Source organism: Streptococcus oralis (assembly GCF_003943415.1).
GTDB classification, from domain to species: domain Bacteria; phylum Bacillota; class Bacilli; order Lactobacillales; family Streptococcaceae; genus Streptococcus; species Streptococcus oralis_BJ.
The window spans coordinates 265204-288710 of sequence record NZ_RJPK01000002.1; the positions used below are offsets into that span (position 1 = coordinate 265204).

Genomic DNA, 23507 nt, shown 5'->3' on the forward strand with positions numbered 1-23507 from the left:
CATGCTCTAGACAAAAGTAAGAGGTGGAAACTCTCTCCCACCTCCCTGTGTCTTATTACCAAACTGGTTGGTCCAAACCGTCTGATGTTTCTTCGATAACTTTTTTCACTTCATCAGTGTGGTAAGCTGCGATAATTTTCTTGATGGCATCAGCCTTAGGTGATGATTCCCAATCTTTTTTCGCAACGATGATGTTGTACCATTGTTTTGAGTTTTCATCAGCTTGTTCTTTGAAGAGTGCTTTTTTGTAGTCCAATTTTGCTTCTGTAACGAAGGTATTGTTTACAACGGCAGCATCAACTGATGACAATGAACGAGCCGTTTGGCTAGCGTCCAATTCAGTAATCTTCAAGTTCTTTGGATTTTCTTTGATGTTTGCGATAGTAGCAAGTTCAGTTCCAGAAACATCCAATTTAATCAAACCAGCTGATTGAAGCAAGTAAAGCGCACGGCTTTCGTTTGTTGCATCGTTTGGCACAGCGATTTCGCCGTTATCTGGGATTTCTTCCACTTTCGTGTACTTGTTTTCTTCCCCATTTTTACCTGAGTAAAGGCGGATTGGTGAGATGTACGTATCTGCAATCGCTACAAGATCTTTCCCGTTTTCTTTGTTCCAGTTGTTCAAGAAGTTGTAGTGTTGGAAGGCGTTCAAGTCTACTTCGCCATCGGCAGTTGCCTTGTTTGGTTGAGAGTAGTCAGTGAACTCTGTGAATTCCAATTTAATACCATCTTTTTTAACCAATTCTTGGATTTTATCCCAACGTTTTTCTTCAGAACCGCTACGGTTAACTGTTGCGATTTTAACAACTGTTTCATTGTCCGCTTTCTTTTCTGAATTTCCGCAAGCTGCAAGAGCCAAACCTGCGACTGTAGCGATAGCTGCTACACCGAGCCATTTTTTGATTTTCATAATCGTTTCTCCTTTAAAAATAATACCGTAATAGTATCTCATACTTTATTTGATTTAGCAAATTGTTATTAGATAGGCAGACATATAGTTTGAAACTATATACCTCCAGAATGGAAAACCATCCATCTACCAGAGAATGGATGATTTACAAACTTATTTGATATCAGCTTCTGCTGGGAGGTAAGTGTCTCCGAAGAATTGTTTAGACAATTTTTCAAGAGTTCCGTCTTTGTAGAGTTCTTGGATACGTTTGTCTACAAATGATTTCAACTCATCTTGACCTTTAGCAAGAAGTGGGTATACGTAAGGTTGTTGGTCGCTTGGAAGCTCAATCACTTTCAAGTTATCCAAACCTTGGTTTTTGATAACTGTTTCAACACCGATTTTATCAAAAATCTTGTAGTCAAACTGACCATCGCTCAAACGAGACATGATTTGTTGGAAATCAGCCTTGGTGTAGTTAAGAACCGTTGGATTGTCTGCGTGTTGTTTGTTATAGTCTTCCAGTTGTTTAGCTGTTGTTGTTCCTTGAACGACTTCAGTAGATTTTCCACCAATATCATCAAGAGACTTAATACTGTTATCGTCTTTCTTTACAACGAGAACGTTAGGATTTTTAGCAGTTGGAGCCGCGTAAAGGTATTTTTCAGCACGTTCTTTGGTGTAGCTGATGTTGTTCACAGCCATTTGGTAGCGATCAGCGTCAAGGCCCGCAAAGACACCTGACCACTCTGTCTTTTCAAACTTGACATCGTATTTGTCAGAGTCTTTAAAGATAGCACGAACTACTTCAATCTCATAACCAGTCAACTCACCGTTGTCTTCATAGTTAAATGGTTTTGGTGAAGCGTTGGTCGCTACGACAATTTCTTTCTTACCAGGTGTTGCTGTTTCGCTAGATGCGCTATCTTTCTTATCTCCACCTGAGCAAGCTGCTAGCACACCTGCGGCAACGAGTCCTAAGGCAGCAAGAGATGAATATTTGACGATTTTTTTCATGTCATTTCCTCCAAAATAGAATACTGTACTATCTTAACAGAAAATATTTTTTTTCGCCATTATATGATATCTATCTCGGTGATAGGTTTTTTTTATGGCTGACTAAAAGACCAGACGCAAGACTGCAATCAAGACTACTCCAAAGAGTACCGTGCCCACTAGATTGCGGTAGCGAAAGGCTACCCAAGCCGTTGGAAAGACTGCTAAAAAGTCTAGCCATTTGATTTGAGGAAAGCTTCCAACCTTACCTGTCACTACGCTTGAAAGGATCAAGGCAAAGATAATGGAAACAGGTAAAAACTTCAAAAAACGCTCAACGATAGCTGGCAAACCCTTGTACTTAACCAAGATGAAAGGAATCATACGAGGAATCCAAGTCACCAAGCCAGAGAAAATAACTGCTAATAAAAGATACTTACTGACCATCTAAGACCACCCCCATAGTACAACCTAGCAAGGTCGCAAACAGAACAGCTAGCGATTGAGATACCACTGTCAAGAGCAAAAAGAAAGACAGCGCAACAACTGCTAGGATCATCAGCAGATTACGGCCAGGAACCCGTCTTTGCATAATCTGGAATTGCGAAGTAAAAATCCCGATAAACATCCCAACAAGGGCAAAGTCCAAGCCAAAGACTTCAGGATTTGGAAGAAGGCCACCTAAAGCTGTCCCCGCAACTGTCCCAACAAACCAAGCTACATAACTGTTGAGATTGTTCCCATGCATCCACATGGGATGGACCTTGTCTGTATGGGCTAATTCTCCCATCAAAACCCCGTAAGTCTCATCTGTCAAGAGGCTCGACATCCCGATATTTTGCCAGAGACTGGTATGACGGAAATAAGTCGACGCATGCAGACTCAACAAGAAGAGACGCAAATTGATCAAAAAGACCGTCATGGCAATGGCCGCCACAGGCGCTTGGACCGCAATCAATGCCAACATGGCAAACTGGGCACTCCCAGCATAAACAAATAGGCTCATCAAGCCCATCTCAACAGGTGTCACATGGGGAGCGCCGATAATCCCGCAAGCTAGACCGATACTAACATAGCCAAGGGCAGTCGGCATGGCAGCCTGAACACCTTCCCAAAATCCTTTTTCTTTCATCTCTCTCCTCTTATTTTCTTCGTTTGAGGCTGTTCATGGTCACAGCCACAGCAAGGAATATTATAACACATTCATAGAAGAGAAAAAAGTTTAGAGTTTGAAACTTAGAGCTAGTAAAAAATGCTGAAATACCATGAGTGTTATTAATGCATCCTAAACTGATCCACCCGAATAGTATACTTTTTATCTTCAATTTCTTTAGCATCTTCATCTTCTGTCGGATAAACATCGATCCAAAATTCTCTACTTTGTCCTTTCAACTTGACTTTATAGCGATAGCCGTCATCGTATAGTCCTACCGGATCAGTGGTCATGGACTGGTAATCTGGAAGAGCTTCAATTTCTTTTTTTATAGTATGGGATAGATTGTTGAGCACTACATATTGCTCCCCTTTTGAAGCTACAGGAATATGAGCTGTCGCTTCTTCCAAGCGATGCGATTTTGAAAATGTGAATCTTACTTGACCTGTATGGCCCTTCAAAGAAATATTTTCATAATCATAGAAAAGGCGTCCCGTTTTATAGAAATAAGGGTCTTCAGAACGCCAAGTATCTCGATAGGCCATCTCTGTTTCCTCCACTACTTCGCTAGCCTCTCCAAACACTTCTTCAAAGGATTTAAGGGACATATTGAATGAAAGGGATTCAAACAAAACCAGTTGTGTCTTTTTGATATTCTGGCAAGCTGTTAAAAGCATGAGTAAAGCTCCAAGAGCAAGCAGACTACTGATTATTTTTGTAAATTTCATATTTCTACTATACAAAAAAACTCTAGAATTGACAAACTTTGATAGAGTGGGATTCCGTGATTGATTTTAAAATTACTTTTTCATTTAAGATAACAAAGAATTGAGCAAGGACTATTATTAGATATTTTAGATAAAGAAAAAGACTGGGAAGCCAGCCTTATCGTATGAACAAAAGTTAAATCAGAAATCCCTACTAGATGCTCTCACGAATATTCAAGAGCATGACAAATGCGGTTAGGAGTAATAGCAATAGAATAAAGCTGACCGCTAGGGTTCCAAAACTTGTAGCAATCGTTACGAAAACGATTGTGAATAGACTTGGTAAAACAACCGTAATAGCAGCAATAGAGGATTGAACCGCTCCCATTGACTCCTCAGGTATTTGTTTAAAGACGAGTTCTTGCAATCTAGGAGAGAGTATACCTGCGATGAAGGCATCCAAGGAGCTGAAAACCAGAATCAAGCCAAAATGAACTGTGGCAAATCCTACTAGAAGGAGTAACTGGATGGCGACCGAAGCGTATAGAGCTGTTTTTATAGAAATCGTATTTTTCAGATAGCCGCTCACAAGACTTCCGACAATAAGTGCTGATAATTCTAGTGTTGATAACAAAGCGAGTGATTGACCAGTTTGTAAATTCAAAAACGGTTGGTTTCTTAAAAAAAGAGTCGAAATAGGAACAGTGACATTGATCACAGCTTGGCTGATAGAGACGATAAACAAAATGAAGATCACTCTATCCATATTCCAGATCAATTTCGATGATTGGAACAAATGCTGGCAAAACGATTTTACAGAAAGACCTTCTTGATAGCTAATTGTTTTTTCAACTTTCAAAAGATCATTTTTTATGAAAAGAATACCTACAAATGCTATCAGAAACGTCAGAGCGTTTAGCAAGGAAATAAACTGAATGGAAAGAATTCCTAGTAAAATCCCTCCTAGAATATTACTGATTGTCCGAACTAAACTAACTGTTGATTGTTTAAAGCCAATGGCTTCTGTCAGATGTTCTTTCCCAATGATTCTTATAAAAATAGGAGTTAGCATGGCTCCTGAAAAATAACTCAATGTATCCGACAAGAGGTTCATCAAACAAATAAAGAATACGAGCCATAAGGAAAAGGACTGCCCTGAAAGCGAAAGTGCCACTATAGAATAAAGTACAAATTTGACAAAACTAATAACCGTGTACTTTAGGACACGATGATGTTGAAAATCCGCCAAAACTCCCATAAAGATTTGCAGAACTTGAGGAACAGTCTCTGAAATCGTAATGAGTAAAATTGCCAAGGGGGCAAACGAAGCATCTGCCACATAATTCAAAAAAGCAAGATAAAAAATCGTATCCCCAACCGTTGAAATCCACTGGTTGATGGTTAATTGCCTAAAATCTCTATTCTGAATAAATACTTTCATCGCAACTCCTTTTTAGTTCAAATGGGAAGTTTTCCCCCGCAAGATAGACCGGTATTATTGAGCACCCAAAATTACAGCAACGGTAAAATTTGCCCAATGCCGTTGTAAACTATATGCAGTCCAATAGACCAATAAATGGACTTTGTTGCTCTAAATAAGACTGCAAATATGAGGCCACCACCCATATATGAGAAAAAGTCTGTCAAGACCCAACCATGATTACTAATATGCAATATCCCGAATAAAACAGCAGAACCAAGCACATCCAGTCCCCATTTCTTACCTTTTTCCAGAGCAGTCATCACCAATCCACGATAAATCATTTCTTCAAAAATGGGACCTGCAATTACAGGATAGAAAAAATACATCAAAAATGCCGTAGCTCCTTTAAAATTTGGAGCAGCAAGTTGATAAGCAATTTCATTTTTGGTAGATGGGAAAAGATAAAATGTGACGAAATTCCAAACAACAAAAGCAAGCAGAGCTAAAAAGGAATAGAAAAGATAGGATCCTTTAAACTTTCTACTGTTGATTTTCTGCCATTTCCCCGACCAAATCATAGCAATAAGAGCAAATAAAACCACAAGAAAATTCAACAGCATATCCGACAGATAATAGGCAAAGTCAGATAGACCAGTAACAAGGTCGCTGTGTAAGATCAGACGAATGAAGAACTGGTCAGCAATGACAAGTAAAACGGCTATAATAAAGTAGTGGTGTGAAATTATCTTTTTCATATTTCACCTTTCTAAAACCCAAACACCAATAAGCTGATGATGATTAAAAAGGTATTCCACAAGATGTGGAGTGCCATTGACCAATAAACTGAACGAGTATAACGAAATAGCATACAGAATAGCAGCCCTGCTCCTGCATAAATGATGAAGTCTGTTAACACCCATCCATACTGTAAAACATGAATGAGACTAAAAAGAGTAGAGGAAACGATGACATCAACATAGTATGTTTTAAATTTAGCTAGAGCTGTCATCAGAAGACCACAAAAGACCAATTCTTCAACTATCGGAGCAATGAGACTACCATAGAGAATACGCGTTATAAAGTAACTAATTCCCGTCAAATTAGCTGCTTCTTTCACAATTGCACTCCCATTTTGCGTACTAGGAAAGATCCGAGTCGTTATATTTACCCACAAAAACATCAATATAAAGGAAAGAAAGAAGATACCTAGATACGACCAACGGAACTGGAATCGACCGTACTCTTTCCAACGTTGACTCTTTACAAGAACCACAGTAGCAACAATTCCCTCAATTACTATCAATAAAATTTGCATCCCATAAAATCCAAAATCGGATAATTGGTTCACCGAATCTAATTTTGCTACAAGATTAAAAATCAAGTAATAGGACACGAGCACCAAAATGGTTGCTAGGTGAAATTTCGTTTCTTTCCTTTTCATAGTTGATCCTTTTAAGTTTTATTTACGTCGTCTTTCAGCCAAACCTTCCCAGAGACCTTTCATCCAATCAAAAGCTCCGTAAGGGCTTGGTCCAATACCTCCGCCTCCCCAAATCGGTAAAGCAATTCCACCACCATTGCCTGGGTTAACCACAAGGCTTCCTCCGTAAACTGCCTCTAACTCCACTTCTGTTAGTTCCATTGTTTCTGCAAATTGTAAATTTAACATCATTTACATTCCTTCAATTATTTTTCTTTGTAAACCACTTCTGTGACCTAGGATTTGCTTCAAATGTCTTACAAAGATAGTATAACACGGAAATCACCACATTTTAGAAAATCGCATATTTGACATTTTTTCTTATGTAAATTTCAGATTTGCGATTTTGGTGAATTTGATTACTTCCCTTAGTTTGAAGGAAAATGCTCATCTTCTTTAAAAACTGCCACAATAATTTCTCAAAAACATCGTATGGTCGGAGCATGCTCCCCAACTCGGCTTCAAAGATTGGGATGTAAGAGAAAAGCTTACGCTCCATGAACTCTGATATGATATTCAGATAGCCACTTTTCATATACAGTCTATTGTGTACCAATTCTTTAAATTCCTTGGATTTTTCAAGTAAAGAGGTTGATAAAAAGATCAAGTCTTGATCACTCAAGAAAGGCATAGTATTGCAAAAAAGATAGAGTTCAAACCAGGTCCAAGACTCAATAGCATAAAGATAGGTGGTCAAAAACTCGCTATCCTCCTCTGCTAGCGGATAGTTTTTATCCAAGGAATGGATGGCATCTTTGATCACGATGGCATTCAAACGACGATAGGTCTGCGCCATCTGTTCTTGCTCGACTTCCTTCAACAGTTGCTCTAATCCTGCTATATCTTGATGAGCAAAGCGATCCACAACCTTTCGACCGATTCGCATATGGGGAGATTCTTGGTAGTTGTTGAGTTTATGCCCAAACTCGTCGAAGGTCACATTAATCCTTTGGATAGCTAGGATCAGCTTATCCGCAGACAGCATAGACTGCCCTAGTTCGAACTTGGATAGCTGAGATGCTGTCAAGCCATCACAAGCCACATCTGACTGCTTGAGTTTCCTCGCTAGGCGCAATTCCTTGTAAAATTCTCCCAATTCCTGTTTTTCAATCATGGCTAAACTCCCTTTAAAGATTCCCTTTACTATTCTATTCGTAAAAAATTTTACTTTTTTATCATATTATAAAATATTTTATCAAAAAAGCCAGCTCAAAGCTGACTCTTTATTCTATGGTATCAAAGGCGAGACTTGGTTTGGCGTTGAGATCCAAGCCTGCAAAGTTTTCTTTGTTCCACTCGCTGACGCTGGCATAGGCAATCATGCCTGCATTGTCTCCGCAGAGGCGCAGGGGTGGGATAATTACCTTGACATCTGTGATTTCAGCTGCTAGACGTTCTCTGAGGCCTTTATTAGCTGCCACGCCACCTGCTACGACTAGAGTTTTAACAGGGTATTTTTCTAAGGCCTTCTTGGTTTTGGCCATAAGAATATCCATGACTGCTGCTTGGAAGGAAGCTGACAAATCTTCCTTGGATAAAGTTTCTCCCTTTCGCTCGGCATTGTGGTGAAGATTGATAAAGGCAGACTTCAAACCTGAAAACGAAAACTCCAGATTATCTTCCTTAATCATGGCACGAGGGAAATCATACACATCCTGCCCTTTATGAGCTAGCTCGTCAATCTCGCGACCTGCTGGATAGGTCAAGCCCATGACACGGCCGACCTTGTCATAGGCCTCCCCAACTGCATCGTCTCGTGTCTCTCCAACAATCTTGTAATCGCCAGCCTCTGATACATAGACCAACTCGGTGTGTCCTCCGCTGACCAAGAGGGCTAGCAAGGGAAACTCCAAAGGCTCCACACTCTGAGCTGCCATGAGGTGACCAGCCATGTGATTGACGGGGATAAGTGGCAGGCCATGCGCCCAAGCAAAGGCCTTGGCAGCTGACAAACCAACTAGCAGAGCTCCAACCAATCCTGGTCCGTAGGTGACCGCAACAGCTGTTACGTCCTCTTCTCTAATCCCTGCTTCTGCTAGAGCCTCCTCGATACAGGCTGTAATGACCTCGACATGGTGACGACTAGCCACTTCTGGCACTACGCCACCGAAACGTTTGTGACTCTCAATTTGACTTGCAATGACATTGGACAAGAGCTCATCGTCGTTTTTCAAGACAGCGACACTGGTCTCGTCACAGGATGTTTCAAATGCTAAAATATATCTATCCTTCATCTATTTCTCTCTTCATGATGATGGCGTCCTCGACTGGGTCATGGTAATAGGACTTTCGCTCAGCGATGACCGCCATCTTTTCTTTCTTGTAAAATGCTTGCGCTCGATGATTTGACTTTCTGACTTCAAGGAAAATTTCCTTATCTGTCGGCAATGTTGCAAACAAGGCTGATGCAATTCCCTGACCCTGATAGGCTCCCTTGACAGCGATTTGCAGGACTTCTGCCTCAAAGAGATTCTCCTGCACAGCTAAAATACCTATCATTTCTGCTCCCTCATAAGCCAGAGCGTACCAAGTCTGGTCTTGGGACAGGTCTGCTTGGATTTGTTCCAGCGTCCAAGGACTGACTGGGTAAACATCTGCCATGACAGCGTAGATGGCTTGAGCCAGGTCAGGTTGCTGTTGAATTCGTTTGATTTCAATCATAGGCGTTTAATGTAAGATTCGCCAGACTCGGTGTGATTTTTAAGCCAATTTTCCTCAGCCTCAACTCGTTTGAGGTAATTTGGCACAAAGTCGTGCAAGGAGTCTGCTTCCTTATCCCAGGCCCAAAGAGCTAGATTAGCTGCATTTGGCAAGGTTTCTTGGTAGCTGGCTTGTGGTAGTTGTTCTTGGATTTGTTCCACAAAGGCTCCAACTTCTCCGAAAAAGGTTACCTGTTCAGCATCCTTGACCTGCTCTAGCACTTCCGCAAAGGACAGGTGTGCTTCTGGCATAACAGGTTTGGCATTTTCATAAAATCCTGCATAAACATTGTTGCGACGAGCATCCATCAAAGGAACCACCAAGCCTCCTTGTTGGCGTGGCACCAGAGCCAATAGGCTAGACATACCAACTAACTCAATGTTCAGGGTATGAGCCAAGGTCTTGGCAGTCGCCACCGCAATTCGCAAGCCCGTGTAGCTACCTGGTCCCTCTGCCACCACGATTCGGTCCAAATCCTTGGGTGTCCAATCCAAACTTGACATCAAAAAATCGATGGCAGGCATGAGGGTGATACTGTGATTTTTCTTGATATTGATCATAGTCTCGGCAAGAACCTGCTTATCCTCTAAAATGGCTAGAGAAAGAGCCTTGCTAGACGTATCAAAAGCTAATACTTTCATAACACATTCCTATCTTTTTGTCTGCTTACTATTATACTACAAAAGCTGACGCATGGGAATTTTCTTTCTCTCCAAACAAAAAGCCCTGCCACTTAGACAAAGAGGAAAGCACAAAAATTTTAAAAAAGTTGTAGATTTTTCTATCTTTTCCGAATATATAAGTGAACAAGAAAATTGAAAGGATCTTCGTAAGAAATTTGGATAAGTCATGCTAGATAAAAGGCACATTTTTAGAAGGGTAAACTTTTTTCTCTTCTTCGGCTATAGCCTGCTCTATCTTCTAAATGATTTAAACATAACTAGGATCTCCTTACCAGTTGATTTATCGGTTTGTATTGTTTTCTTTTTATGTTTCAACTCGATTTTCGATGCGAGAAATCATCATCGAAACAATAAAGAGCTCATCTAAAAATAGAAAAATCCGCCCCATCTATCAAGACGAGGTGGATTTTCTGTATATTTAGATGAATAATTGAGCTCAAACATTTAAACCAAAATGAAAAACGAGCCAGACAACATAGGTGACAAGAAGCAGAAATATAGAGTAGAGTGTTACAAAGGTCAGCTTCCAAAGGAATTTTGTTTTTCGGTGCTCTAGATATGTAAAAATAAGATTTCCTCCATAAACACAAGCTACAAAGACTACAAACATCAAGAGGCGAACCCCAATCGCAAATTCAAATAAACTAAACATCCTTAATCCTCCTTGTTTTAAAAGCTATAGGAAATATTTCCATCCATAAACTTCCCTTTCTCTTTCCATTATAACACCTAAGTGCTCTCCAACCAAATTCTATCTATCTTTTTGCTCCCTCTTCCCCTCACGACTTTCTCATTTTCCGTCTTTTACTAATTTTTCATTTTGTGGTATAATTGAAATAATTGTAACGAATCAAGGTCAATCTAGACACAAAATGGAATGAAATCAAGCAAATCTCTACTAAAAGTTTGGAATAAGCTGACCTGTAAAATAGAAAGGAACTATATGATTTACAAAGTTTTTTATCAAGAAACAAAAGAACGTAGCCCACGTCGTGAAACAACACGCTCACTTTACCTAGACATCGATGCCAGCTCAGAACTTGAGGGCCGTATCGCTGCTCGCCAACTTGTCGAAGAAAACCGCCCAGAGTACAACATCGAATTCATCGAACTCTTGTCTGACAAATTGCTAGATTACGAAAAAGAAACTGGCGCTTTCGAAATCACGGAGTTCTAATATGGCCTACACTCTTAAACCTGAAGAAGTCGGCGTTTTTGCCATCGGTGGTCTGGGAGAAATCGGGAAAAACACTTACGGAATTGAATACCAAGACGAGATTATTATCGTCGATGCTGGGATTAAATTCCCAGAAGATGACTTGCTGGGTATCGACTACGTTATCCCTGACTACTCTTACATCGTGGACAATATCGACCGCGTCAAGGCTGTTTTGATTACCCACGGACACGAGGACCACATCGGTGGGATTCCTTTCCTGCTCAAGCAAGCAAATGTCCCTATCTACGCTGGGCCACTTGCCTTGGCTTTGATCCGTGGAAAACTCGAAGAACACGGTCTCTTGCGCAACGCCAAACTTTACGAAATCAACCACAACACTGAGTTGACCTTTAAAAATCTCAAGGCAACTTTCTTTAGAACAACCCACTCCATTCCAGAGCCTTTGGGGATTGTCATTCACACTCCTCAAGGTAAAATCGTTTGTACGGGTGACTTTAAGTTTGACTTTACTCCAGTTGGGGAACCAGCGGACTTGCACCGTATGGCAGCCCTTGGTGAAGAAGGCGTTCTCTGTCTCCTCTCTGACTCGACAAATGCGGAAGTACCAACCTTTACCAACTCTGAAAAAGTCGTTGGCCAGTCTATCATGAAGATCATCCAAGGCATTGAAGGACGCATCATCTTTGCATCCTTTGCCTCAAATATCTTCCGTCTCCAGCAAGCAACAGATGCTGCTGTTAAGACTGGACGCAAGATTGCGGTCTTTGGTCGTTCTATGGAAAAGGCCATTGTCAACGGTATCGAGCTTGGCTACATCAAAGCTCCTAAGGGAACCTTTATCGAGCCAAATGAAATCAAAGACTACCCTGCAGGCGAGGTTCTGATCCTCTGTACAGGTAGTCAAGGCGAGCCGATGGCGGCCCTCTCTCGTATCGCTAACGGAACCCACCGTCAGGTGCAACTCCAACCCGGCGATACCGTTATCTTCTCTTCTAGCCCAATCCCTGGAAACACCACTAGTGTCAATAAGCTGATTAACATCATTTCTGAAGCTGGTGTCGAAGTCATTCACGGAAAGATTAACAATATCCACACCTCTGGACACGGTGGTCAGCAAGAGCAAAAACTCATGCTCCGCTTGATTAAGCCCAAATACTTCATGCCTGTCCACGGTGAATACCGCATGCAGAAAGTCCACGCTGGACTAGCGGTGGATACTGGTGTTGAAAAGGACAATATCTTTATCATGAGCAATGGTGATGTGCTTGCCCTTACTGCTAACTCAGCTCGTATCGCTGGGCATTTCAACGCCCAAGACATCTATGTCGATGGAAATCGTATCGGTGAAATCGGTGCTGCTGTCCTCAAAGACCGTAGAGATCTATCTGAAGATGGTGTCGTTCTAGCAGTCGCAACTGTTGACTTCAAATCTAAAATGATCTTGTCTGGTCCAGATATCCTCAGCCGAGGTTTTGTTTACATGCGAGAGTCTGGAGACTTGATTCGCCAAAGCCAGCGTATCCTCTTCAATGCAATTCGTATCGCACTGAAGAACAAAGATGCTAGCGTGCAGTCTGTCAATGGTGCCATCGTCAACGCCATTCGTCCTTTCCTCTATGAAAATACAGAACGTGAACCGATTATCATCCCGATGATCCTCACACCAGACGAAGAAGAATAAATCAACAAAACAGCTCCGTCTTCGGAGCTGTTTTTTCTATGCTTTCTTTTCTTGATTTTTAGAAATACTACGATTTTTACCTTCAAGATAGACCATCAAAATAGAAATATCTGCAGGGTTTACTCCCGAAATACGGCTGGCTTGGCCGATGGTTTCTGGATTAATGAGTTTGAACTTCTGGCGGGCTTCGGTTGCGATAGAATCAATGTCATCCCAGTCAATGTTAGCTGGAATACGTTTTTCTTCCATGCGTTTCATCTTGGCAACCTGATCCATGGCTTTGGAAATATAGCCTTCGTACTTGATTTCTGTTTCAATCAATTCGATGATCTTGTCATCCAAGTCCTCTGCAGCTGGACCGATGAAAGCAACCACATCTTGGTAAGAGACTTCTGGGCGACGGAGAAATTCCTTGGCCGTTACTGCATCAGTCAACGGTTTGAAGCCCATCTCCTCAACCTTGGCATTGGTTTCCTTGACTGGCTTGAGTTTGATGCTATCTAGTCGCTTCATCTCATTGTCAAATTGGTTTTTCTTAATCTCAAATCGAGCCCAGCGTTCATCATCCACAAGCCCAATCTCTCGACCCATCTCGGTCAAACGCATATCAGCATTGTCATGGCGAAGGATGAGACGGTATTCAGCACGGCTGGTCAAGAGACGATAGGGTTCAATGGTCCCCTTGGTCACCAAGTCATCAATCATGACCCCAATATAACCGTCATTGCGCTTCAAAATCAACTCAGGTTTACCTTGGATTTTCAGAGCCGCATTGATACCAGCAATAATCCCTTGGCCTGCTGCCTCTTCGTAACCTGACGTTCCATTTGTCTGACCAGCAGTGAAAAGACCTGAGATTTTCTTGGTTTCCAGAGTCGCACGCAACTGATGAGGCAAGACCATATCATACTCAATGGCATAACCTGTTCGCATCATCTCTGCATTTTCCAAACCTTTGATAGAATGAACCAAGTCACGCTGGACATCCTCAGGCAGACTGGTTGAAAGACCTTGCACATAGACCTCCTCTGTGTTACGTCCTTCTGGTTCAAGGAAGAGCTGATGGCGTTCCTTATCCGCAAAGCGCACAATCTTATCCTCAATCGACGGACAGTAACGAGGCCCCACTCCCTTGACCACACCTGTAAACATAGGCGCACGGTGGAGGTTATTTTGGATAATTTCATGACTGGTACCGTTGGTATAGGTCAACCAGCATGGCACCTGATCCTTGACATAGTCTTCATCACGTGACGTGTATGAGAAGTGATTAGGCGCTTCATCTCCTGGCTGAATCTCTGTCACGTCGTAGTTGATAGAAGAGGCCTTGACACGTGGAGGGGTTCCTGTCTTGAAACGACCGATTTCGAGGCCCAGTTCCTTGAGATTGTCAGCAAGGTTAATAGAAGCTAGGCTGTGGTTAGGACCTGACGAATACTTGAGATCCCCGATGATGATTTCTCCACGGAGGGCAGTCCCCGTTGTCACAATTACAGCCTTAGCAGCATACTCTTGATGGGTCGCCGTCCGCACACCAACAACCTTACCATCTTCCACCAAAATCTCATCAATCATGGTTTGACGAAGGGTCAGATTTTCTTGATTCTCAACTGTCTTGCGCATTTCCTTAGAGTAAAGCTCCTTGTCAGCCTGCGCACGAAGGGCGCGAACAGCAGGTCCTTTCCCTGTGTTGAGCATCTTCATCTGGATGTAAGTCTTGTCAATATTCTTGGCCATTTCACCACCGAGGGCATCGACTTCACGCACAACAATCCCCTTGGCAGAGCCACCGATAGAAGGGTTACAAGGCATGAAAGCCAGCATTTCAATGTTGATGGTCGCAAGCAAGACCTTACAGCCCATACGGCTGGCAGCTAAGGAAGCCTCGACCCCAGCGTGCCCCGCACCGATTACAATAATATCGTATTCTTCCGTAAAATTATAAGTCATTTCTTAACCTTTCAAAAATTTCTCGCAAATAAGGAACTAACTTCTCCTCCTCTAGAGCTTGATCCATAGTAACCCATTTAAAGTGTGTATGCTCTTCAGGATCTAATCTGATAATTGGCTTCTCCCCAACCCACTCTGCTTTATAAACTAAGCGAGTAAAGACCGTATCCTTAGAGGTATCCAGTTGACTATCTTCGTGAAGAAGTTTGAGCGAACTGCTATCTAGCCTAACTCCCGCTTCTTCAATGCATTCTCTAATAGCACCATCTCGCGGAAGTTCACCCTTTTCAACCCCGCCACCAGGAATATCCCAGTAAGTTGGATAAACGTTGGGTTCTCCTCTTTTAATTTCCGAACGCTGAATGAGTAAATAATCACCACCACTATGAACAAGTACATGGGCAATAAGCTTAACCATCATTTTCTCTCCTATTCCTCAAGATGAATGTGTCTTAGTTGGCCGTCCCAATCTGGTAGAGCTGTTTTCAAAAAGGCTGGAACTAGCTGGATATTCTGGAGCTGATCCAAATCAATCCACTCACAAGGCTGCCTTTTCTCATCTTCCTGCATGGTCAATGGGGCGTCCTCCAGCAAGTCCACTAGATAATGAAACTCAATGTTGTGATAGGAAACACCGTCCTGTTCAAAACAATTTTCAACTACAAAAGCTAGCTGACCAGCTTGAGCTTTGACACCCAGTTCTTCCTTCACTTCACGGACTACCGCGTCTTCCGTTTTTTCGTTAACTTGAATCGCACCGCCAATAGTGTAATACTTGCCCTTGTCTTTGGTAACTAGGAGCTTGCCATTTTGGAGAATCAAGGCTGTCGCTCGAACGCCAAAAACTGTATTTTCCACTTTTGTCCGAAAGTCTTGTTGAGTCATTTTTATCCTTTCCTTTAAACGACACAAAAACAGTCAAAACTCCAAAGAAGTGCAGGACAAAAAAGCCTGCAACATCCATGAGCTTTGACCATCATTTCTATTGCTTTTATTATTGTAGCAAATTGAGAAAATTTGTCAATCTAAATGTACTGACAAACTTGTCCATCGCGGTAGGCATTGTCAATCAAACCGCCACCTAGACACTCTTCGCCATCGTAAAAGACAACTGCCTGTCCTGGTGTGATGGCGCGTTGCGGTTCCGCAAAGATAACTTCTGCCTTATCTCCTTTGACATGTACTGTCACCTTAGAATCAGGCTGACGGTAGCGGAATTTAGCCGTACATTCTAGCGTAAATTCCTCTGGCATCTCACGAGTAAAATGAACTTGACTGGCTTCTAGGCTTGTTGACATAAGCGAATCATGGTAGAAACCTTGACCGACATAGAGGATATTCTTGCTTAGGTCTTTTCCGACAACAAACCACGGTGCATTGTCACCGCCATGTTGTCCACCGATACCAAGTCCGCCACGCTGACCGATTGTATAGTACATCAGACCTGCATGCTCACCCATATCGCGACCATCCACAGTCATCATGCGACCAGGCTGAGCTGGCAGGTAATTACTGAGAAAGTTTTTAAAGTTCTTTTCTCCGATAAAGCAAATCCCTGTCGAGTCTTTCTTCTTGGCAGTCGCAAGGCCTGCTTCTTCTGCTAGTTTTCGTACTTCAGGCTTTTCCAAATGTCCCAATGGGAACATGGTTTTTTGAAGTTGTTCTTGCGAAAGTTGGCTGAGGAAATAGGTCTGATCCTTGCCATTGTCCACGCCACGAAGCATGTGAACAATGCCATCCTCATCACGCGACACACGGGCATAGTGCCCAGTTGCCACATAGTCTGCCCCCAAGATCATGGCATAGTCCAAAAAGGCCTTGAACTTAATTTCCTTGTTGCACATAACATCTGGATTTGGCGTGCGCCCTGCACGGTATTCCGCTAGGAAATACTCAAAAACGCGGTCCCAGTACTCTTTTTCAAAATTGACAGAGTAGTAAGGAATGCCGATCTGGTCTGCCACCGCAGCCACATCCTTGTAATCTTCGGTCGCCGTACAGACGCCGTTTTCATCTGTGTCATCCCAGTTCTTCATGAAGATGCCGATCACATCGTAGCCCTGCTCCTTGAGCAAGAGAGCCGTCACCGACGAATCAACACCACCACTCATCCCCACGACAACACGTGTTTTAGAGTTATCACTCATGATAAGTCTCCCATCTATTCGTTTATTCACGATTGAAGGTCGTGTGTGCTTCAACGATTGAAGGTCGCTTGAGCAGTATTCATTATAACACGCTTGGTTGGAGAAGACAAGAAAGAGGCTGATAAATCATCTCAGCCGCTCTTTCTTACTTTGCAAATGAATCAATTTTCCCCTTTAAGTTCTTTCTTCGCTTGTTCTATCTGGTATTTCACTTGCTCAAAGCCGGTTCCTCCTAAGGAATTCCGTCTCTGAACAGCGGTTTCTGGGCGCAAGTAGATATAAATATCCTCTTCAATCAAGGGATGGTAGACTTGCAACTCCTTCAAATCCCAATCTTGGATATTTTTATCATGCTTGATAGAGTCTAGAACCAATTTCCCTACTATTTCATGCGCTTCTCTAAAGGGGAGGCCTTTTTCTGCCAAATAATCTGCCAGTTCGGTCGCATTCGAAAAATCATTCTCTGTGGATTGCTGCATTTTGGCCTTATTAACCTGCATGCTCGATAGCATACCTGCCAACACATCTAGAGAATTTAAAATCGTTTCTACTGTATCAAACATGCCTTCCTTGTCCTCTTGCAAATCCTTATTATAGGCCAGAGGCAACGACTTCGTGACGGTCAATAGTCCAAGCAAGTGCCCGTAAACCCGTCCTGTCTTCCCTCGAATCAATTCAGCCATATCAGGATTTTTCTTCTGGGGCATGATAGACGAACCTGTTGAAAAACTATCAGACAAGCTAATGTACTGATACTCAAAACTGCACCAATTGATGATTTCCTCACAAAAACGACTCATATGCATCATCAAAATGCTGGCATTTGACAGAAATTCTAAGATAAAATCACGGTCACTCACTGCATCCAAGGAATTGGTATAGGGTTGTTGGAAGCCCAATAAGTCACTCGATAATTGACGATCGATTGGAAAAGTTGTCCCCGCCAAGGCAGCCGCACCCAGGGGAGATAGGTCCGTATGTTTCAGGTTAAATGCAAAACGCTCGCTGTCCCTTTGAAACATATTGTAATAAGCCATGAGATGGTGGGCAAAACTAATCGGTTGGGCGTGTTGCAAATGAGTATAGCCTGGCATGATGGTTTCCACATGTTTTTCAGCCAAGTCCAGCAAAACACTGTTCAGATTCGCCAACTTATCCAAGACATTGCCAAGCTGCTCCTTTAGATATAAGTGCATATCCGTTGCAACTTGGTCATTCCGAGAACGAGCTGTGTGTAGTTTCCCAGCCAGAGGACCGATTTTTTCTGTCAGCAACACTTCCATATTCATATGAATATCTTCATTTGCAATATCAAAATGAAGCTCTCCTGCCTCTAAATCTCGCAACAAAGCTTGCAGACCATCTTGGATCTGCTCTGCCTCTTCCAAGCTCAAAATGCTAGTCTGTCCTAGCATTTGAACATGAGCTAAGGAACCCATTAAATCAAATTTTGCCAGCTGGTGGTCAAAGGAAATACTCGCACCGAACTGTTCTACCCACTCTTCCACAGTGCCTTCAAATCGACCACCCCATAATTTTGTATTTTTCGGCATATCCTGTATGTCCCTTTCTATCGTGTCACTACTCAACATTTTTCTGAACTTCTGAATAAACCTTAGTCGGAAGCCCCCAAAGCTTGATAAATCCAACAGCCGCATCTTGGTCAAAAGTATCCGCACTAGTATAAGTCGCCAAATTTTCATCGTAAAGAGAATTTGGTGATTTCCGAGCCACTACCTGAGCGTTCCCCTTATAGAGTTTAACTTTTGCAGTTCCATTGACAACTTTCTGTGTCTCCTTGATATAGGCAATCAAAGCCTGAGTTGCTGGGCTAAACCACAAGGCATTATAGATGAGATTGGACAACTCATTTTCGATAATAGGTTTGAAATGAGCCACTTCTCTCACAAGAATCAAGTCTTCAATCTCCTTATGAGCTGCCAATAAAGTCACAGCACCTGGGCACTCATAAATCTCTCTTGACTTAATACCGACTAGGCGATTTTCCACATGGTCAATACGACCAACACCGTGTTTGCCCGCAATTTCATTTAGCTTTTGAATCAAAGCCGCCACTTTCATCTTCTCACCATTGAGGGAGATGGGCACCCCACAGCTAAACTCAATGTCAATAAATTCTGGACTGTCTGGTGCCTCTTCTGGAGAAGATGTGATTCCAAATGCTTCTTCAGGCGCTTGGTTCCAAGGGTTTTCCAAGACACCACATTCATTTGCGCGTCCCCAAAGATTTTGATCGACAGAGTAAGGATTGTCAAGGTCAGCAGGAACTGGAACGCCGTTTTCTTTGGCATATTGGATTTCTTCTTCACGAGACCATTTCCACTCACGAACAGGCGCAACTACCTTTAAATTGGGATCCAAAGCCGCAATAGAAACTTCAAACCGAACTTGGTCGTTTCCCTTACCTGTACAACCATGGGCAATTGTGGTTGCCCCTGTCTGATGAGCTATTTCAACGAGTTTTTTTGAAATAAGAGGGCGACTCAGAGCAGATACCAAGGGATACTTCTGTTCATAGTAGGCATGAGCCTGAAGGGCCACTAAAACATAGTCATTAGCAAATTCTTCCTTAACATCAATGACATAAGACTCTACAGCCCCAACCTTGAGAGCTTTATCGTGGATGAACTCCAAATCTTTTCCCTCACCCACATCCATACAAACAGCGATTACATCATAGTCTTTTTTTAACCATGTAATAGCAACCGATGTATCCAATCCACCTGAATAGGCTAAAATAACTTTTTCCTTACTCATTTCTCTTCCTTCTTTCTATTTTTCGATAGAGGCTTTAAAAGCATCGTCAATCAATTTGTCCAACTCCCCAGAATCCTTCAACTTCTGGATGGTTTTGTCAACCGCCTCTTTTAATTCTTTACTGTCTTTTTTCATCGCAACAGCGTAGGAATCTTCTTTGTCATTGTCAAAATCAAACTCAGCGATGGCTAGGTCTGGATTATTCTCTACAAATCCTTTCGCCACTGGTTCCTCAAAGATAACCGCATCCAGTTGCCCAGATTTCAAATCTGTTATCAAATTTCCATTTTTAGGAAGTGAAACGAGAGAAGAATCCTGCAAGGTTTCTTTGACCAAAGTTTCCTGGATAGAACCTTTCTGCGCTCCAACCTTTTTCTGAGCCAAATCCTTCACTGATTGGTAATTCGTTAATTCAGATTTTCTTACAATAACCTTATTTTTCGAAGTGTAGTAGGGAATTGAAAAATCGTAAACTTGACTTCTCTCCTCCGTTTTAGAAACACCTGATATGGCAAGATCGGCCTTACCTGAATCAAGACTAGCCAGTACATTGTCAAAACTCATTGGAGAGAATTCCACTTCCACACCTAGCTCCTTTGCGATGGCTTTGGCTAGTTCAACATCTGAACCTACAATCTGATTTTTCCCATCAACCAATTTCTGATATTCAAATGGAGCAAACTCTGGATTCAGAGCCACCACCAATTTTCCTTTAGTCTTAATGGCTTCAACACCTTGGGACTGACTGTTACTACAAGCAAATAATAAGGGAAACATAAGCAAACTAAACATCGTCATCAACACCTCCTTTACTTTATTCATAGAAAACCTCCTCTTATTTTTATACTTTTAAATTGTATAAATAATACACTTCTCAAAATCATTTGTCAAGAAAAAACTGTATTTTATTCCACTTCAATCAAGAAAATTCTTATTATATGATATATTTTTACATATAATAAGCTTATTTATACTATTTGAGTTTTAAGACAATTTAAAACATTGCATTGAATTCATACAAAAAGATCATTCTGAAAAGATATTTACACTTTTTGTTCTAGCAAAACAAAAAAAGAGTCCTAAAGGACTCTCAGAACGTAAACAAACCCTATCAGAGTTGCAAAATTGCTCTTTTGAAGGTTGGCTATTATATAGTAGAAACTCTTAGGAATGCTGATATAATGCTATTTTTAAGAGTTTTCTACTTTCTCTAGTAAAAGAAAAAGATTGAAGAAAATTGTCCAAAATGGACTTTTTCTTCAATCTGGACACTTTTCAAATCCAAACTATTCTTTATAGAAAAACTTCCTATAAAATCGAGCAATAGTTAAAATACAAACAAATATAATTCCCAAAATAGATAATACTATGTTCACAAAACTCATTTCAGAACCTATAACATAGATATGAAAAAGAGGGGCTAGTCCTACACATAGAGACAATAGATAACTAATAAATCTTATCTCACCAATTCCTGCAAAAAAATATTTCATGTAACGATTCTCCATTTGCTCCATTAAATCAGTTTTATTTTAGAGTAGCATAAAATAAGCAATCCTTCAATAAAAACCATTGGCGAAATACTATTCTAAAGCATTGATAGCTCAGATTTCTCAGAATAGAGCTGTCCAAACTATCGAACCGCTCAAATACATATATATCCATGCAATTCTAAACTTAGAATTGCTATAAAATAAATGTTTTATGAGTATTCTAGGTCTTTGACTGCTTAAAATTTTACGTTCTGAAGGATTCTAAAGCTAGAATAGCTCAAAAATCACGAGAACTAAGGTATTTGAAGCTTAAGAGTCATACGTTCTCCATAGGATTTCTCCATTCTTATTAAGCCTAATTAAAATGTATTCCTAATAAGTGATCGTCGACTGTGTTTATAGCACTTAGTTCCCTAGATAAGACTATTTCCCTTTATCATATCTGATTTTAAGCTATTCTAAGACTTAACCTATGTTTCTATTAATTACTATTTTTAAATAATTCGTATTCCTTTTCTTTGATAAATGGAACTGAAAAATTAGAGAAAAGAAGTAAAACTGAAAACAAATAGCCTGCTTTTTGAATCACTAAAAGATATCCTAAAAACAAGTAAACTATAACATCCAATGCGAAAAGAAAAAATATTCTCCTCTTCATTAAAGTACTTGTGTCAAATAATCTGATGAATAAAAATTTTATCGTAGTATCTACACAAATTTTTATCAAAAAGATAAGAGTCAGTACATGATTATCAACTGTACCATGAAGAATAAATGGAAATATGGTTAATATGAAACTAGAAATCTCTAAGTATTTTATCCGAGGAGATTGAGACACCTTGCTTTTGAACTGACTAATTTTTTTATATTCGTTAGTCAATTTAGTATCAAAATCTTTACCAATTAAATGAAAGATTGCTAACTCTAGGATAAAAACACTTATTAATACGATATAAGTGAAAAAACTTTCTGGGAAAAATTTATTGATTAAAATTGGGAAACTCATTAACAGAACCGAATTTATGGCTAGACAGATAGATGCTATTTTATTTTTCACAGAATATAGAGGCAGTGATACTATTGAGTAGATAAAAGCTAAAAAAATAAGCAAAAAATACTCCGTGTCATTTATAATCCCCTTGAATGATAAAAATATATACATCCAACATACGATAATGTGTATTTTACGAATTTTATCTACACTACTCATCCTTTTTCCTCTTATCTTTGGTTCCATTTTTAAACTATGTCAACCTTTTTCACAGATTTATTTTAGATTTCTTTTTTACTTTTTATACTACTATGATACAATATTTTTAATCAATTTCAATTTATTGTTAACTTTTTTCACAAATAAGGAGAAAATCATGCGCTACGATTTTGGAAATGTTTATAAAGAAATCCGTGAGTCAAAAGGGTTGACCCAAGAGAAGGTCTGTGGGGATATTCTCTCAAGAACCAGCCTATCAAAAATCGAAAGCGGGAAAACAACTCCTAAATATGAGAATATGGAGTTTCTTCTCCAGCAAGTCAATATGACCTTTGAAGAGTTTGACTATATCTGTCAACTTTATCAACCAAGTCAACGCACAGAAATTATGCAAACCTATCTCAATATGAGCTCAATCCTAGGGACTAGTGAACTCGAAAAACTATTTCAAAAATGTCAAGACTACCTCAAGATCCACCACGATCTCCCTATCAAAGAGATACGAGATATGCTAGAAATTGTTATCTATATCCGCCAAAATGGGACTAAAAAGCTGTCAACCGAAGTTAACAATACTGTAAAGAAGCTGTGGAAGAAAATAGAAAAGCAGGACACTTGGTACGAGAATGACTTAAAAATCCTCAATACCATTCTCTTTACCTTTCCTATAGAACATATCCATCTTATCACTGAAAAAATCTTGCAACGCCTGGAAATCTATAAAAACTATCAACATTTATATGACTTGCGAATGGCAATCCTACTCAACCTCTCCACCATTTACTTATACAATCAAGATAAAAACATGTGCCAACAAATCTGCTACACTTTACTGGAGGATGCCAAGAACAAGAAAAACTACGATAGGCTTGCTATCTGCTATGTCCGTATTGGGATTTGTACGGATGATTCTAAACTTATCCAAAAAGGTTTCTCCCTTCTGAAGCTAACCGATGAGACCTCCATGCTATCTCATCTCAAAAAAGAAGTAGAGACCTATCATCAACCGAAGGAAATATAAAAAAGTCGAGGAA

The 23507-nt window shown here is 40.7% G+C and carries 26 protein-coding genes; 3 read left to right on the top strand and 23 right to left on the bottom strand.

Annotated elements, in window-relative coordinates; translation table 11 throughout:
* Positions 1 to 55 precede the first annotated feature (55 nt).
* From D8801_RS03990 to D8801_RS04060, 14 genes are all read right to left on the bottom strand, one after another.
* Positions 56 to 910: a MetQ/NlpA family ABC transporter substrate-binding protein gene (locus D8801_RS03990; protein ID WP_093586131.1), complete on the bottom strand. Its 855-nt coding sequence runs from the start codon at positions 908 to 910 to the stop codon at positions 56 to 58.
* A 153-nt stretch (positions 911 to 1063) separates the two neighbouring features.
* The gene (locus D8801_RS03995; RefSeq protein WP_125848026.1) at positions 1064 to 1909 is read right to left on the bottom strand and encodes an amino acid ABC transporter substrate-binding protein; all 846 of its coding nucleotides are present in this window, start codon (positions 1907 to 1909) and stop codon (positions 1064 to 1066) included.
* Positions 1910 to 2011: 102 nt separating this feature from the next.
* On the bottom strand, positions 2012 to 2335 hold the full coding sequence (locus D8801_RS04000; RefSeq protein WP_004263021.1) for an AzlD domain-containing protein: 324 nt from the start codon (positions 2333 to 2335) through the stop codon (positions 2012 to 2014).
* Positions 2325 to 3020: an AzlC family ABC transporter permease gene (locus D8801_RS04005; RefSeq protein ID WP_125848028.1), complete on the bottom strand. Its 696-nt coding sequence runs from the start codon at positions 3018 to 3020 to the stop codon at positions 2325 to 2327. Before D8801_RS04005 ends, D8801_RS04000 begins: the two co-directional genes overlap by 11 nt.
* Before the next feature lie 143 nt (positions 3021 to 3163).
* Positions 3164 to 3769, bottom strand: coding sequence for a hypothetical protein (locus D8801_RS04010; protein ID WP_125848030.1), 606 nt, complete (start codon positions 3767 to 3769; stop codon positions 3164 to 3166).
* Between the two features lie 193 nt (positions 3770 to 3962).
* Entirely contained in the window at positions 3963 to 5189 is a 1227-nt protein-coding gene (locus tag D8801_RS04015) for an MFS transporter (RefSeq protein ID WP_125848032.1), read from the bottom strand.
* A 71-nt stretch (positions 5190 to 5260) separates the two neighbouring features.
* A complete protein-coding gene (locus D8801_RS04020; protein WP_125848034.1) occupies positions 5261 to 5926 on the bottom strand; it encodes a CPBP family intramembrane glutamic endopeptidase in 666 nt (221 codons plus the stop codon).
* An 11-nt stretch (positions 5927 to 5937) separates the two neighbouring features.
* Positions 5938 to 6612, bottom strand: coding sequence for a CPBP family intramembrane glutamic endopeptidase (locus D8801_RS04025; RefSeq protein WP_125848036.1), 675 nt, complete (start codon positions 6610 to 6612; stop codon positions 5938 to 5940).
* Positions 6613 to 6630: 18 nt separating this feature from the next.
* The gene (locus D8801_RS04030; RefSeq protein WP_125848208.1) at positions 6631 to 6840 is read right to left on the bottom strand and encodes a hypothetical protein; all 210 of its coding nucleotides are present in this window, start codon (positions 6838 to 6840) and stop codon (positions 6631 to 6633) included.
* Between the two features lie 103 nt (positions 6841 to 6943).
* The gene (locus D8801_RS04035; RefSeq protein WP_125848038.1) at positions 6944 to 7765 is read right to left on the bottom strand and encodes an Rgg/GadR/MutR family transcriptional regulator; all 822 of its coding nucleotides are present in this window, start codon (positions 7763 to 7765) and stop codon (positions 6944 to 6946) included.
* A gap of 109 nt (positions 7766 to 7874) precedes the next feature.
* The gene (gene tsaD / locus D8801_RS04040) at positions 7875 to 8885 is read right to left on the bottom strand and encodes a tRNA (adenosine(37)-N6)-threonylcarbamoyltransferase complex transferase subunit TsaD (protein WP_125848040.1); all 1011 of its coding nucleotides are present in this window, start codon (positions 8883 to 8885) and stop codon (positions 7875 to 7877) included.
* Entirely contained in the window at positions 8875 to 9312 is a 438-nt protein-coding gene (rimI, locus tag D8801_RS04045) for a ribosomal protein S18-alanine N-acetyltransferase (protein ID WP_125848042.1), read from the bottom strand. The genes tsaD and rimI overlap by 11 nt, the downstream gene beginning before the upstream one ends.
* Positions 9309 to 9992, bottom strand: coding sequence for a tRNA (adenosine(37)-N6)-threonylcarbamoyltransferase complex dimerization subunit type 1 TsaB (tsaB, locus tag D8801_RS04050; RefSeq protein ID WP_125848044.1), 684 nt, complete (start codon positions 9990 to 9992; stop codon positions 9309 to 9311). Before tsaB ends, rimI begins: the two co-directional genes overlap by 4 nt.
* A 478-nt stretch (positions 9993 to 10470) precedes the next feature.
* Positions 10471 to 10686 carry a hypothetical protein gene (locus D8801_RS04060; RefSeq protein WP_125848048.1) on the bottom strand — a complete coding sequence of 72 codons (216 nt, stop codon included), beginning with the start codon at positions 10684 to 10686 and terminating at the stop codon, positions 10471 to 10473.
* A gap of 291 nt (positions 10687 to 10977) precedes the next feature.
* Between D8801_RS04060 and D8801_RS04065 the strand changes: the two genes are divergently transcribed.
* On the top strand, positions 10978 to 11211 hold the full coding sequence (locus D8801_RS04065) for a DNA-dependent RNA polymerase subunit epsilon (RefSeq protein ID WP_000639585.1): 234 nt from the start codon (positions 10978 to 10980) through the stop codon (positions 11209 to 11211).
* 1 nt (position 11212) lies between these two features.
* Complete coding sequence (rnjA, locus tag D8801_RS04070) at positions 11213 to 12895, top strand: ribonuclease J1 (RefSeq protein WP_000331971.1); 1683 nt, start codon at positions 11213 to 11215, stop codon at positions 12893 to 12895.
* Between the two features lie 36 nt (positions 12896 to 12931).
* Here the strand turns inward: rnjA and mnmG are convergent, their stop codons facing one another.
* From mnmG to D8801_RS04115, 9 genes are all read right to left on the bottom strand, one after another.
* Positions 12932 to 14845 carry a tRNA uridine-5-carboxymethylaminomethyl(34) synthesis enzyme MnmG gene (mnmG, locus tag D8801_RS04075; RefSeq protein ID WP_125848050.1) on the bottom strand — a complete coding sequence of 638 codons (1914 nt, stop codon included), beginning with the start codon at positions 14843 to 14845 and terminating at the stop codon, positions 12932 to 12934.
* Positions 14835 to 15266 (bottom strand): NUDIX hydrolase, encoded by a 432-nt coding sequence (locus D8801_RS04080; protein ID WP_125848052.1) that lies wholly within the window; start codon positions 15264 to 15266, stop codon positions 14835 to 14837. Before D8801_RS04080 ends, mnmG begins: the two co-directional genes overlap by 11 nt.
* A gap of 8 nt (positions 15267 to 15274) precedes the next feature.
* Positions 15275 to 15730 (bottom strand): NUDIX hydrolase, encoded by a 456-nt coding sequence (locus D8801_RS04085; RefSeq protein WP_185758493.1) that lies wholly within the window; start codon positions 15728 to 15730, stop codon positions 15275 to 15277.
* 140 nt (positions 15731 to 15870) lie between these two features.
* Complete coding sequence (gene mnmA / locus D8801_RS04090; protein WP_125848056.1) at positions 15871 to 16992, bottom strand: tRNA 2-thiouridine(34) synthase MnmA; 1122 nt, start codon at positions 16990 to 16992, stop codon at positions 15871 to 15873.
* Between the two features lie 161 nt (positions 16993 to 17153).
* Entirely contained in the window at positions 17154 to 18545 is a 1392-nt protein-coding gene (argH, locus tag D8801_RS04095) for an argininosuccinate lyase (protein WP_125848058.1), read from the bottom strand.
* Positions 18546 to 18573: 28 nt separating this feature from the next.
* Positions 18574 to 19770, bottom strand: a complete 1197-nt coding sequence (locus D8801_RS04100) for an argininosuccinate synthase (RefSeq protein WP_125848060.1) — start codon at positions 19768 to 19770, stop codon at positions 18574 to 18576.
* Between the two features lie 15 nt (positions 19771 to 19785).
* A complete protein-coding gene (locus D8801_RS04105) occupies positions 19786 to 20592 on the bottom strand; it encodes an ABC transporter substrate-binding protein (RefSeq protein ID WP_125848062.1) in 807 nt (268 codons plus the stop codon).
* A gap of 464 nt (positions 20593 to 21056) precedes the next feature.
* On the bottom strand, positions 21057 to 21263 hold the full coding sequence (locus tag D8801_RS09910; RefSeq protein ID WP_084925431.1) for a hypothetical protein: 207 nt from the start codon (positions 21261 to 21263) through the stop codon (positions 21057 to 21059).
* A 481-nt stretch (positions 21264 to 21744) separates the two neighbouring features.
* Positions 21745 to 22473: a hypothetical protein gene (locus D8801_RS04115; RefSeq protein WP_185758494.1), complete on the bottom strand. Its 729-nt coding sequence runs from the start codon at positions 22471 to 22473 to the stop codon at positions 21745 to 21747.
* Positions 22474 to 22630: 157 nt separating this feature from the next.
* Between D8801_RS04115 and D8801_RS04120 the strand changes: the two genes are divergently transcribed.
* Positions 22631 to 23494 carry a helix-turn-helix domain-containing protein gene (locus D8801_RS04120; protein ID WP_125848066.1) on the top strand — a complete coding sequence of 288 codons (864 nt, stop codon included), beginning with the start codon at positions 22631 to 22633 and terminating at the stop codon, positions 23492 to 23494.
* The last annotated feature ends 13 nt before the right edge of the window (positions 23495 to 23507 follow it).